The organism is Chryseobacterium sp. AG363, from assembly GCF_003610675.1.
In the GTDB taxonomy this organism is placed as follows: Bacteria; Bacteroidota; Bacteroidia; order Flavobacteriales; family Weeksellaceae; genus Chryseobacterium; species Chryseobacterium cucumeris.
Genome location: NZ_RAQF01000002.1, coordinates 1,910,546 through 1,924,224 on the forward strand (window position 1 = coordinate 1,910,546; position 13,679 = coordinate 1,924,224).

The 13,679-nt window shown below is 35.6% G+C and carries 10 protein-coding genes and 1 tRNA gene; 6 read left to right on the forward strand and 5 right to left on the reverse strand.

All coding sequences use genetic code 11. From position 1 onward, the window contains the following. Positions 1-101: 101 nt before the first annotated feature. Positions 102-6,017: an alpha-2-macroglobulin family protein gene (locus DEU39_RS08785; protein WP_120231660.1), complete on the reverse strand. Its 5,916-nt coding sequence runs from the start codon at positions 6,015-6,017 to the stop codon at positions 102-104. Positions 6,018-6,035: 18 nt separating this feature from the next. On the opposite strand from DEU39_RS08785, the gene DEU39_RS08790 reads away from it, so the two are divergent. The 5 genes from DEU39_RS08790 (at position 6,036) to DEU39_RS24345 (ending at position 9,027) form a co-directional block, all read left to right on the forward strand. Next, the gene (locus DEU39_RS08790) at positions 6,036-6,791 is read left to right on the forward strand and encodes a hypothetical protein (RefSeq protein WP_120231661.1); all 756 of its coding nucleotides are present in this window, start codon (positions 6,036-6,038) and stop codon (positions 6,789-6,791) included. Between the two features lie 3 nt (positions 6,792-6,794). Next, positions 6,795-7,874, forward strand: a complete 1,080-nt coding sequence (gene recF / locus DEU39_RS08795; RefSeq protein WP_120231662.1) for a DNA replication/repair protein RecF — start codon at positions 6,795-6,797, stop codon at positions 7,872-7,874. 137 nt (positions 7,875-8,011) lie between these two features. Then, positions 8,012-8,263, forward strand: coding sequence for a four helix bundle protein (locus tag DEU39_RS08800; protein WP_228436711.1), 252 nt, complete (start codon positions 8,012-8,014; stop codon positions 8,261-8,263). Positions 8,264-8,462: 199 nt separating this feature from the next. After that, positions 8,463-8,756, forward strand: coding sequence for a hypothetical protein (locus DEU39_RS08805; protein ID WP_062671740.1), 294 nt, complete (start codon positions 8,463-8,465; stop codon positions 8,754-8,756). 103 nt (positions 8,757-8,859) lie between these two features. Next, a complete protein-coding gene (locus tag DEU39_RS24345; RefSeq protein ID WP_157885754.1) occupies positions 8,860-9,027 on the forward strand; it encodes a hypothetical protein in 168 nt (55 codons plus the stop codon). 50 nt (positions 9,028-9,077) lie between these two features. On the opposite strand, the gene DEU39_RS08810 is transcribed toward DEU39_RS24345, so the two are convergent. Genes DEU39_RS08810 through DEU39_RS08820 form a run of 3 tightly spaced genes read right to left on the reverse strand, consistent with a single transcriptional unit; the run spans position 9,078 to position 12,856 of the window. Then, positions 9,078-11,108: a recombinase gene (locus tag DEU39_RS08810; protein ID WP_062671738.1), complete on the reverse strand. Its 2,031-nt coding sequence runs from the start codon at positions 11,106-11,108 to the stop codon at positions 9,078-9,080. Positions 11,109-11,121: 13 nt separating this feature from the next. Continuing rightward, complete coding sequence (gene mtgA / locus DEU39_RS08815; RefSeq protein WP_062671736.1) at positions 11,122-11,766, reverse strand: monofunctional biosynthetic peptidoglycan transglycosylase; 645 nt, start codon at positions 11,764-11,766, stop codon at positions 11,122-11,124. A 43-nt stretch (positions 11,767-11,809) separates the two neighbouring features. After that, entirely contained in the window at positions 11,810-12,856 is a 1,047-nt protein-coding gene (locus tag DEU39_RS08820; RefSeq protein ID WP_228436713.1) for an ABC transporter substrate-binding protein, read from the reverse strand. Between the two features lie 59 nt (positions 12,857-12,915). On the opposite strand from DEU39_RS08820, the gene DEU39_RS08825 reads away from it, so the two are divergent. Then, positions 12,916-12,992 (forward strand) — tRNA-Arg (locus DEU39_RS08825). Positions 12,993-13,140: 148 nt separating this feature from the next. Here the strand turns inward: DEU39_RS08825 and DEU39_RS08830 are convergent. Beyond that, positions 13,141-13,635 (reverse strand): CinA family protein, encoded by a 495-nt coding sequence (locus DEU39_RS08830; RefSeq protein ID WP_047387970.1) that lies wholly within the window; start codon positions 13,633-13,635, stop codon positions 13,141-13,143. Positions 13,636-13,679: the final 44 nt, after the last annotated feature.

Here is a 13,679-nt window from a genome sequence, read left to right on the forward strand (position 1 = left end):
TAAACAATTGTTTGGTTTTCGATTTAATTCTATTTTTATTAAAAATCTAGAAATAAAAAACTGTAGTAAAAAAAATTACTACAGTCTTCTATGTTCATCAGTTACTCTGAAATTGTTACATTACTTCCTTTTGTATGGGCATTCATCTGCGGTGCGTAATAATTCTGCATCGTTGTAATTCCGTTGGAGAATTTTCCGGATGCATTGGCTAATACATCATATTCAAATACATATTTTCCTTTCGGCATATATTGAATATAGAAATTGGTAGAAGCATCTTTGGTCGACTGATAGTAGCCCAGATTATTTTTCCATTGATATCCGGATAATACATCTACAGGCTCAAATCCTGCTGCACGCATATCTTTAATATGAATAAACTCCATCGCTCTGTCTGTATTCAGAATCATTCTTACGGTTACTTTATCTCCCACTTTCAATGGGGTTTCCACTGAGATTTTCTGAAGTTCTTCTCCGTTTACCGTTTTCACTTTTTTATAAAGTTCTTTCGTTACAGAAATATAATTTTCAGAAGATTTAATTTTATCGAGATCTTCGTAATACTGCCAGAACAATCCTCCCTGCACAATTCCGGGACCAGGTTTTGTAACCGTTACGGTGGCTAAATTTTTATCTATAGCTTCCGGTTTCACGGTTGATTTTACATAACCAGTTGCCTGTGTCTGAGGAGCCAGTTCTTTTCCACCCCAAACAATCGTTGCTTTATCACTTTCTGTACCCGTCCATGATTTTCCTGAATTCAAAATGGTAAAGATCACCTCAGCTGTTCCTCTTGAGCTTCCCCATGAGTTGACTTCTTTTTGGGTTACCAGCCAGATCTTCATATCTTCAATAAAAGATTGATCATTAGCTTTCAATTTGTTGAAAGCTTCCAGTGCTCCGGCATGGTTAACTACTTTGGAACCAAACCATCCCCAATCATTCAGGTTTTGTTTCCAGTAGACTCCTTGTGTTTTGGTATCTGTGGAAGTTTCTTTAAGGTAAGTCATTAACTTATCCGATACCTCTTTCAGACCATAATCGTTCATCAATAATGCCGCACGGTGAAGTCCGAAGAATGTAAAATCTGTGATCTTAGCTGTCTTGGCTTTTTGCTTTACCAGCGTTTTCAGGGTAGCTCCTTTTCCTTTTAAAGGATATTGCTGCTCCCAATAGTTTCTGGTATCAAGATAATCGATCGCCCAGTTGTTCCAGACATTGTCTTTTTTCACATCATAATATTTGGCCACTTCATTGTCTACATACTGAATCAATTTTGCTACCAGAACTTTCTGATCAGCACTTTGATAGTCTTTCACATTATCTTTTAACCATGAATTGATTTTTCCTAAGTTTTTAAGGATATACAATGACGTTCCGTAAGAACTTGGGTAGCCGGGATACCATGAGAATCCACCGTCAGGATTTTGTAGTTTTTTGAAATCATCCCAATCCTGATTAATGGAGTTTTTCATCGTGTTAACATCAAACAGCAATGCCAGCTTTTGCATCTGCTCGCCTTCATTTTTGCTTTCCAATACCCAAGGAGTTTCTTCAAGTAATAACTGTTTCAACTCCTGATTTTTTTCAAGATTTGACTGTAATAATCCTTTGTTCTGATATTCTTCAAAAACTGTTTTCATTTTCGGATTGGCTTTGAAAATTTCCGAAGCCAAAACATCTGCAAACCATTTATTAAAGATCACATCTGCAGAATTATTCTGATCATTTTTCAGACCTGGAAGCGCAAACATGATTTCCCAGATCGGATTCGTCGTCAGTTCCAGCGTATTGGAAACATTGGAAGCCGTTGTGGATATATTATTTTTAAGATTGTCTAACACAAATGTTTTGGTTTCGCCTTCTTTCACAAAAACCGGAACAGCATCCGTCACAATCATTCTGTTAGGCAATACAGCAATAGCTTGCTGCTCACCGTCAGAATACCGACCTGCTTTAGCCACTACTTTGAAAATAACAGAAGAAACATCATCCGAAACCTTTAATTTCCATGTTAATGCACTGCTTCCGTTTTCGTTCAGACTGAAGTTTTGTACTCCGGAAGTGACTCCAAACTTCGAAGAAATATTTTCATTGGTAAAGGCATCCAGAATCTGTAATTCGGCAGAACCATTTAGTTTTTTATCGGTAAGATTGGATAATTTCGACTGTAGATTCAGTTCATCTCCTTCTCTCAGGAATCTAGGATAGTTTGGCGTTACTGAGAATTCTTTCTGCGTTACCACTTCTTTTTCCAACGTAGCTGCTCTTGCATCTTTTGTATGGGCAAGGAACATCAGTTTCCATTTGGTCAGTGCTTCCGGAGAGGTGAACTCGAAGTTGACATTTCCTTCTGAATCGGTTTTCAAATCCGGATAGAAGAAGGCCGTTTCGTTCAGGTTTTGACGAACAGCTATTTTATCCAGTGCCTCTTCGTTTGCAGCCGCTTTTCTTGCGTCCATTTTTGGAGCTTTTAGAGGTTCAGGAACTACATTCTGCATCACCTCAATTCTATCTTCTGCAACGGCAGCTCTTGCTGTTTTAAATTTCGCCCCAGCAATTGGTGACGGAGGTGGTGCATACGCCGGAGCTTTCACTCCTTCCTGATTGCTAAATCCTACTATAGTTTCCCTTGAAATTGAATAATAATTTCCATCAAACCAGTTAAACTGAGGAACAGTTATATATCTGTCTTCAAAATACTTTAATCTCTTCTGGTAGTTTTGCTGCTGCAGATAATTTCTGATTCCATAAGAAGTCACCATTACAAATGGAGTATATAATTTTCTCCAGCTGTACGTGTTTTTAGCAAACTGATCCAAAGACATATCATACATATTGGCCAATACTTCAGCATTGATCTTTTCCTTGTCATTTCCGGTTACTTTTACCGTCCATTTTTCTTTAGTGTTAGGTTCAAGCTTATCTCTGAAAGTTACGGTTTCAATTTTTAAAGGTTTTTCTGTGTCTTTTATTTTTAAGGAAACAGATTCTGTACTCACATCATTAAATGCTACCAGCTGGAACTGAAGGTTCAGATCTGAAACACTTTTATCTTTAGGAATCTCAGCCGTGTATTCTAATATTCCCTTTTTCATCTGATGAACTTCAGAAACGGTTTTTCCGGATCCATCCTGCACAAAAACATTCACCAGTGCATCAGGAATTGCCGAGAACACATATACTTTAGCTTTTTCACCTCTTGGCAATTGTTCTTTCGGAGCAATCACTGTAAGAAAAGTTTTTTGAGTGGGGTTTAAAGCGGTTTTATCCCAAACACTGAAATACTGTGAAGTTTTGATGGTATCTTTTCCTTCAATATTGAAAAGTTCAAGTTCATAATCCCCTGCTTCCAGTTTTCCTAAATCAAGACTTGCTGATGCCTGAGAATTATCAGCGGATGGCTGCTGCTGTTTTTCAATCAATACTTTTTCGGTTTTCCAGTTTTTGATCTCATCATTTTTATCAAAAAGATCATGTGGAAATTTGCTGATAAATTCTTCTTTTGAATATTTCGGAAGGTTCTGAACATCAGATTTGAAATTATCTCTGAAAATTCTGTCAGGAGCGGTCAGTTTTGATAGCTTAACCTGATATGGCTTCTTAAGATTCTGATCGTTATAATTTTTGGTTTCCACCTTTACTTTTACATTTTCGTCTGTAAAAGTATTGCTGATATTTTCTGCCTGAATGTAATGAGAAACAGAAGCTACTTTCAATTGGGTATCAGCCGTCTGTGTTTCTCCATTGATATCTGTAACAGATGCACTCACTGCATAGTTATCAATCTGTATTCCTTCCAGCTTTTCATCTTTTTTAAGTTCCAAACGAATCGTAAACTCTCCTTTTTCATTGGTTTTTGCTTCGCCCAGAATCGAGTTTTCATTATCATCATTCTGCGGATACCAGCTGAAATATCTCCATCGGATATTCTGTTTTTTGATTTCATAGTTTACGGCTGTATTACTCAGCGGAACACCGGAAAACATAACAGCTTTTCCTTTCAGTTCTATAGTCTGGCCATATTTGTATTCCTCTTTAACAGGAGCAAAGGTTACTTCAAATTTTGGTCTTTTATACTCTTCTACCCTGAAATTTTTATATCCAGCACTTTCCCCTTCTATTCTCAAGTAAAAATTACCATTCAGTTTTCCTTTTGGAAGGATGAAACTTCCATGATAAGAACCGAATTCATTAGTGGTAAAATCTTGTGAAGAAACTTCTTCACTATTGGTATTTAATAAAGTGATTTTTTGTTTTAGTCCTGAAAGAACTGCTTCAACTTCCTTATTCATTCTGGTGTTGATCACCTTGAAATAAACAGTCTGTCCGGGACGATAGATCCCTCTGTCGATAAAAATCTGAGCCGTTGAACGCGTTTGTTTATTTGGATTATAATCATCGGCATATCCTCTGTTTCCGTACACCTGCATGATCTGGAAATCATTAGTTTTAGGTTGTTGAATCAGGAATGTTCTGTAATATTCTTTGCTGTCTGTAGCAGGAAGCTTAAATACTCCGTTGGCATTGGTTGTTCCCTCAATTTTAGTTAGAGTCTTATTGGAAACAAATTCATAAAACCGAAGCCCTTCATTAGCCAAAGGCTTACCGTTCTCACTATTCACCAATTTCAACTCGTCGGAAAGAGAGCTTCTATCCGTTTTGGATTGATAAATAATCTTGTTTCCGGAAACCAGAAAATATAAATTATGTCTGGAGTCTGTATCTTTCATATCTGCTCCTGCAACTGTAAATTCTGCGACATACACTCCTGAAGGAAGGGGTTTCACTTCCAAAGAAGTTTTATGACTCTGATAATCTTTAGGATCCGGAAGCTGGAATGTTTCCTTCCTTACAAGATTCTTCTTTAGTTTGCTAAAAGTATCTGAATATGAATCCTGAACATATCGAATTAACGAAGTAAAATCGTCTTTTACTTCATAAATATTCAGAGTAAATTCTGATACATTCTGATACTGTACTACAAAGTGAATCGGAAGATTATTCTGCGTCTGTGCTTCATATTTTAAAGTCAGATACGGATTGACAATCTGTGCTTCTTTGCTTTTGATATTCTCCAGAAAAAGAGATTTCGGGTATTCACTTTTAGCTTGTGCCGCTAATGCAAGAGCTTCTTTAGGTTTCTTCTGATTAGTGAGTTCATCCATGACATCTCCCATAATCAACACTTTATAATCTCCCTCTATATTAGATTTCAAAAGATTCTGAAGCTGCTGAAGTTTATCCTTGCAATGATTGAAATTACAGTTTTCCGTTATCTTTTCTTTCATGAAATACAACTTTGGATTTCCCGTATTCTGTTCGATCAGTTCATCATACATTGCATTGATTGCTGTACGGTTGGCGGTCAGCTCATTTTTGGTAAAAATGTTATTTTCAGATAGAAACGTTATTTTTTTAACGGCATACCAATCCGCCAATGTCGGAAAATAGGCAAAGTCTCCTGTCTCTGAAAAGATATTCTTATACTTTTCCAACGAGATCTTTCTCATTTCAGGTTTTTCCTGATCAAGCTCCTGAAAATTTTTAGTCAGGTAATTTTTAAAATCAAGTTTACTCCAGGTTTCAATCTGAGAAACATCCTGAGAGTTGATATTGGTTCTTCCGTTTATTTTCCATGAGTTCTGGTTGTAATAATCCATAAAAAAGCCATTCAGCAGAACTTTGTACACCAGTTTACCTTCTCCGTTTATTTTTCCTTCTGCCTCTTTAAGTTTTTTAAAAAACTGAGAAGCAGCATCATTCTGATCATCTTCAACGGTTTGGTTTACAATACTGAATTCCGCTTTCAGAGAACGGATCAGCTCGAAGGCATTATTTTCTTTCATGGCTTGTTTTTGTATGTCTAAAATAATGGGAAGATTAGATTTATAAGCTCCTTTCACACTGTTATCAGCTACTTTTTTCCATTGGGTATCGTAATATTTCTGTGCGGATACCATTGAAAAGCTCAGCATTACAAGCAAAAGCAGAAAAATCTTGGAAAATCTTTTCATATATATTAATTTTGATAAATGAACATCTTAAAAATACTGAAAAAAACCGTCATAGACAGCCAGGTTTATGTCTCTCTTATGGGAACTCTTTTTGCAGTATTTTTCATGAAAGAGCAAAACACATTCCGTTTCCCTACTTTTGCACTTATTTTCATCACTTATTTCAGTGGCTATCTGTATACTAAATATCAATATACCAGGTATTTTTTCAGAATAGTGATCATCAACGCCATTGCAGGAATCATCTGTGCTTTTTTAATCATTCATAATCATAATGGAATAAGACTTCTGAAATGGTTTGTCATTGTCGTGCTGGGGTTGCTTTATAATAGCTTTTTTCTTGATGTTTATATCCGGAAAATTCCTTTATTGAAAGTATTTTATGTAGGTTTGGTTTGGGCATTGGTCAACTGCTGGCTTACCCTTCCTGAATTCAGCATACCTATTTTTCTGATCAGTTTTTTCTTTATCACCGCGCTTGTGCTTCCTTTTGATATCCGTGATATGAACAGCGATACCGTAAAAACCTTTCCTATGCTGATTGGGGTACAAAATACCAAGTACATTGCTTATGCACTTGTTTTCATCAGCAGTATCATTTCTGCTTTTTATCTTGATTTGGAATATGCGCTTGCTTTTTTTATGGCCAGCATTCTAACTTATATTCTCATCTATTTCTCTGAAAATAAAAGAGATGACGCTTATTTCTCATTTGGAGTGGAAACTTGTTCGGCACTTCCTTTTTTATTTTTAGTAATAATGGAGTATTTTTGACGAATGATTATCAAGAAGCTTTCCCTCTACAATTTCAAAAACCATTCTGAGAAAAAGTTTGAATTTTCCCCGCAAATCAACTGTTTTGTGGGAAATAATGGCGTAGGAAAGACCAATATTCTGGATGCTTTGCATTATTTATCCGTAGGAAAAAGCTTTCTGGGAAATACGGACCTCAACAATATTAAACAAGAGGAAGACTTTTTTACCATTGATGCTGAAATTCAGAATGAAGACAGTGAGGATATCATCAGAATCACCCAGCCCAAGGAAGCTAAAAAGGTGATCAAGAAGAATGATAAAAGCTATGAAAGGCTTGCAGATCATATTGGATACCTTCCAAGTGTTATGATATCACCTTACGATTCTAATCTTATTTCGGATTCCGGAGAAAGCAGACGCAAGTTTCTGGATGCGATGATCTCTCAGACGGATTCAGAATATCTTTTTGATCTCATCCAATATCAGAAAACAATTCAGCAGCGAAATGCTTTACTGAAATATTTTGCCAAGAACAGAACCTGGGACAAAGATTCTCTGGAAATTTATGATGAGCCTATTAGCAGATTCGGGACTAAAATCTTTAAGAAAAGAAAAGAATTTGTAGAGCAGCTCAACCCTATTGTTCAGAATTTCTATCAGATTATTTCTGGTGGAAAAGAAAGCGTATCAGTAATTTATGAATCTCATTTGCTGGAAGATTCTTTTGAAAAACTTTTAAAAGAAAGCCTTGAAAGGGACCGAATGCTTACTTACACATCAAAAGGAATTCATAAGGATGATCTTCTTTTTGAAATGGATTATATATTAATCAAGAAAATCGGATCACAGGGACAGCAGAAATCGTTCCTGATCTCTTTAAAACTGGCTCAGATGAGTCTTGTAAAAGAACTCACCAAAAAGACTCCTATCCTGTTGCTTGATGATATTTTCGATAAGCTTGATGATACCAGAGTTTCTCAGTTGATTGAACTGGTTAACAAGGAAAATTTTGGACAGATTTTTATCACAGATACGCATAGAGAGCGTACGGAAAGTGTGGTAAAGAAAATAAATGAAGAAAGTATCATTTTTGAAGTTTAGTAAGAGGTTCGGGATGCGAGTTACGAGGTATTAAATGCAGGTAAATAAGTGTGGATGTAGATATGAAGTAAAAGACTAATATTCTTTATCATCAAACCGTTTTTTGTCTTAACTTAAGATCCTAAAACATAAATGATATGAGTTATAGAAATCTGGATATTTATAAAATAGCTTTCGACTTATTTTTAAAAACCCATAAAGCCTCCCTGCTTCTGCCTAAATATGAACTGTTTGAATTAGGCAGTCAGTTAAGAAAGTCTTCAGACTCAGTCATTACAAATATTGTTGAAGGCTATGGTAGATCAACTTATAGGAATGACTACATTCGCTTCCTGATTACAGCCATGCGAGTAATGATGAAACAATCAACCATCTGGAAAAAATCATGATATTATATCCTAATTTTTCCTTAGAATTTGAGACATTAAGAAATGAATACAACACATTATGCGGAAAAATCAACATTTATAAAAAATGGGTCATAGAAAATTGGAATAAAAATAATCTACAGTAAAAAAATAAATCCCCAAGCCAAAACCACGCAACCCAAAAACCCGAATCACGCATCCCGAAACCCGAAACCCAACTATGAAGAAGAAAAAACGTGAATATCAATCCTCTGAACTGGTAAAATCTTTTGCCAGAATTTATGGTTTTGAACACAAACTAGTTGCTTTTGACATTAAAGATTTCCTTGAAGAATATCTTGATGAAAGTCTTTTCAATGAAATCAAAAGTGTGAATATTGAAAACGAATGTATCATAATCAAAATTGATTCTCCTTTGCTGAAACATGATTTTAAAATGCGAAAAAGCTTTTATCTCAAAAAGTTTCAGGACAAATTTGGGGCAGAGAAATTTAATGATCTTCAGATATTATAGGAGTAGAATACAAATTTATTTAAATAATTCACCAACGTTAAAATTATTTTATTCTATGCAATTTTATATGTATTTTTAATGCACATTAATTAATATTTTTACCATGAAAAAATCAATTGCATCAAAAAAACTGACAAGAAAAACTTTAAAAACAATACAGGGAGGAGGCGTTGGACAGATCTGCTGTGCTGTAAGCTGCGCTAACGAAAACGAATGTGCTTATTGGACAACATTGCCGACAAAATGCCCATTACTTCCTATTTGTCTTTAATAGCTATAACAATAGAAAAATGCTACCCTCGGGTAGCATTTTTTATGATATTAATGTTCTTCTGATTTATTAGAAATCGTACTGCTCATTAAATCGTCTGCTTTCTTGTCCAGACCAGAGCTAAGCGGCAGGAAGAATTTCAGCGGATGTTTCGTAAAGTATCTGAAAATCTCTTTATAGATCTCACTTACCTGTCCGAAATTCATTTTTCTTGACCTAAATGCCAGGAACATCGATAAACTAAAACTTACCAGAAAGTTGAAGAAACCAATCAGGAATACCGTTACAAAAGACATCCAGAATGTATAGGAATCTACAGAGAAATCTTTTCCATATAACCCTAAAGCAAAGTTTCCGGCTGCAAAAGTAATGTGTCTGATATCCAGATCCAGTCCGAAAAACATTCCGACCGGAGCAGTTGCTCCAAGGAAAACCCCAAACCAGAAATTGGAAATGATTCCCGGCCAGTTTTTAGCATAATATTTTGAAAGTCCTTTCGCAAATTTCTTTCCAAAAAAGCTTCTGATGGAAAGGTTTTTGGCAATTCTCTCCGGTATCTGATAAAACACAGAATTGTTCCCGATATTTCCAGAAATAATCCCGGAAATAAAAAGATAGAATCCGGCAATGCTGGCGTGCAGAATAGCTTTTGATTTAAAAGGATCAAGGTCTTTTAACAGTTTGTCAGAGCGCTCTACAGCAAGATTTTGTGAGAAAAACACATCCAATCCGTAAATAATGGCAAGCGCTACCGGAAAGGCAAGCAATACATTCCCTACAAAGGCAATGAACTGGCTTCTAAACAACTTAGATACCAAATGGGCAAATTCCGTATTATTTCTTTGAGCATTTCCTTCTTCAGATAATACTTTTGTCATCGTTGCAGCAGTCATAGCCGGCTGTTTTGTAGCAAGTGTAAAACCCATCAGATAAATCATCACAAATCCCATCGCATAGTTCATGGAATACAGAAATGCATGTGAAAAATCACTTCCCGGGATGTATCCATAAAGCATTTTCAGAACACAAAGGGCTCCTACGATAATACCACCACCACTCGCTTTGTAGAACATGGTCATATATTCCTTCCGGGTAGAAGTTATATAATGCGTGCCGGTTTCTGCAGTGTGATTGGTAATAAGATGTGAGATCAACCTCGTGCTGTCGTTGATAAGATCTGAAATATTATTTTTGTGAGATTTATAATTCAGAATATTAAAAATCAACTGCTTTGATTTTATCTGAACATCTTCATCTGTATCAATAACTAATAACTGAACGATTTCATATATTCTTTCAGTTTGTTGACGGATTTTTAACAGAGATTGATTAATCTTCCCGGAAATACCATATTTGGCAGAATTTTTAAAAGCAATATTCACAAACTCCTGGCATTGTTCTGCGTAGATTTTGATCTGCTTATATCTGCTGTCTTTTGAATGCAGTTGTAATTCAGGATCTTTAACCAAATCATCGGCCAATGTTTCCAGCTCATTCTGAAGGGCAAGAAACGGATTATCCAGATTTCTGTATTGAGGGGCCATTCTCACCACTTCCACTTCCATCGCCATTCCTGTTACCCTCCAGGAAAGGATGTTCATAGAGAAAATAAGTTCTTTTTTAACGTTAGGGCGGATAATAAAATCCGCAGCTCCCATCATATTTAAAAATTCATTGATCTCGTTTTCAGGAAGATTATGCAGATATTTTAAATCCTTTTTAGGCCTCATACTGACGTTATCGATCATGTACCATACCGTATTTTCGTTTTCAACGGGTGGCAGAACCTTGTTCAGTATTCTTTTTTTAAGCTCCGGAAAGAAGGCATTTTCTGAAAGAATATTCGCTTCCGTCAGTGAAAGGTTGAAAGGTCTTCCTCTAAAAATATTGTGGATATAATATTTAAAGTTCTCAGCAAAATTAGGATTGCTTCTGAAAAAATTGAGCACATCTGTAAAGTCGGCCTCTTTTATCGTCTCTAAAAACTCTGCAAAAGGTTCTAAAGAAAGAGTTTCGTTCTTAAAAGAAAAATATTTTTTAAGAACTGACTCAAAATTTGTGCTGGAATTAAAGAATTTCATTAGTACAAAGATACTATTTCAAAGTCACATTCCTCATCTGTCTCATGATCCAATTATGTTTCTTCCTTAAATAGGGTGATGGATTTTTAGGATCATACTTTTTTGGATTAGGCAATACAGCAGCAATCCAAGCTGCATCTGAGGTACTTAAGTCTTTGGATGATTTTCCAAAATAATATTGAGCAGCGGCTTCTACTCCAAATACACCTTGCCCCATTTCTATGGAATTCAGGTATCTTTCAAGGATAATATCTTTTGTCCAAACTTTTTCGATGATGAAAGTATACACTGCTTCCAGTCCTTTTCTTACCCAGCTTCTGCCCTGCCAAAGAAACACATTCTTCGCTGTTTGCTGGGAAATAGTACTTCCTCCTCTTATTTTTTTGCCTTTCTCATTATATTTCATGGCTTTTTCGATTGCTGTATAATCGAAGCCGTCGTGATCAAAGAACTTCTGATCTTCAGAAGCAATTACGGCTTTTTTCACATTATTTCCCATTTCGTCATAGGAAATATAATCCCTATGCAGTTTTCCATATTCAAAAAGTCCTCCTATCTGGGTAAGAGTAATGGGTGGATTAAAGAATCTACCCCAGATGATAAAAACTACATTCAAAATAAGAATGATGAAGATAAGCTGTTTAATTTTTTTCCACATAACTTGATAAAAAGGAAAGGCAAAAATAAGCAAATAGTATGAGTTACTGCAATTCTTTCATGTAAGTAAGGTGATAATTGGGTAAAAGTTCAGGATGAAAGATCTTTATATAATCTTTAAGAATCAAATCTGCTCTCACCACACCGCTTTCAAAGAAATCATTCGCTTTCAGTTTTTCTTTTCCTGCAATGGTATAGATCTTTCCTTTATTGAATACATCCAGCTTTCCATAGAAAGGATTCATACCCAGCATTTCTTTTTTCGAAGTATGGCTTCCTGCATTTACCCAGTACTGAACGCCTCCTGCTTTCGCATATACTTCCTCAAAGCTCATTGTCAAAGCTTTTTCATCTTTATTATCCTTCATGATATAATTCGCATTGGCATCCGAAATATAATGAGCCACAGAAGTATTTCCTCCCGGAAGATACCAAACGTCTCCATACATTTCATTAGCAAGCACCACAGGTTTTTCTTTTGCTTTTGACGCAAGCTGTTTCAGATCACTGTAGTTTTTCTCCACTTCCTGATATTTAGCTTCTGCCTCTTTTTCTTTTCCTAAAAGCTCTCCGAAAAGTTTGATATAAGCCGTTTTTTCCAAAGGTTTCTGCTCCATGTATTCATCCAGAAATATTACCTGAATGCCGTTATTCTTTAAAAGCTCATACGCATTGTCAAAACTTGCGATATGATTGGTAAAAATAGCATCCGGTTTCATAGCGATGATCTTTTCCACATCATATTTCTGTTCGCTCCCTACATTCTGGATTTTTCCTTTTTTAATCAGATTTTGAATTTTATCTGAAAAAATATACTCCGGACTGGAAACTCCTATGATTACATTTTCTGCTCCAAGCTCTGAAATATACCCTGCCATACTTGCATTCAGCAGGATTATTTTCTTGAAAGGAGTTTGATTCTGCTTAAAATTATAAGTAAAATTCCCCGATTTCAACTCCAGGTTTCCGTCCTGTTCCTTGTATTGGGTACGATTTGAGATATTTGTCCAATCTGAGGACGAAATTTTTGATTCTCTTTTACAGGCAATTAGCGAAAATACCGTAAATAAAAGTAAAATTTTCTTTTTCATGTTTCAAAGAACGGAAAAAAGTGGTATATTTGCAACCGTTAAACAACAAGATAACAAACGGCCTCGTGGCGCAACTGAATAGCGCATCTGATTACGGCTCAGAAGGTTACAGGTTTGAATCCTGTCGAGGTCACCAAAAGCCAAACGGCGCCAACTGAAGACAGTTGGCGCTATTTTTATTATTATCAATAATTAATTAAATTTGTAATTATTAAAAAAAATTATATCTAAATAATTTGGATCAGGTGCAAAAGTTGGGGCTAGGCAAAAAATAAATGACAAGTTTAAATTAATATTTGATTCAATGCACTTTTATAACACCCTAAAATAAATTCGGTATAATACAACTGTGCATCCAGTGCCTGAGTCTTATCATGAAGCTCTATGCGTTTGGAAAGTACAATCTCTCCTTTGTAACTGAATGAACAGAATGAATACACTTTAAATCCCGAATTTCTTACAGATGCAGCATATCCAGTAGAAGCAATTCCCCAATCTGTTCCAAATGATTCAGCGACCTTTACAGCCATTGTATCAGCCATTTTTTGGGTTTCAAAACCATTTTCCTTAACTTCAATTTGATTTATATCTAAAAATTGAACTTTTTCAGGTAATGTAAAAGTCGTTATTCCTCCTTTGTAAAACAGTTTTGCATTAGCCATTTGGGAAAAAGCCAGCTGTATTAATCCCGAGGTTACGCTTTCTGCTATAGAAACCGTTTCATTCATTGTAATGAGTGAAGTACTTATATAATCAAGTAAACTTTGCTGAAATTTCATGGGGTCTATTATGTATGTTGATCAAAAAAATTTTTATGCTGCTG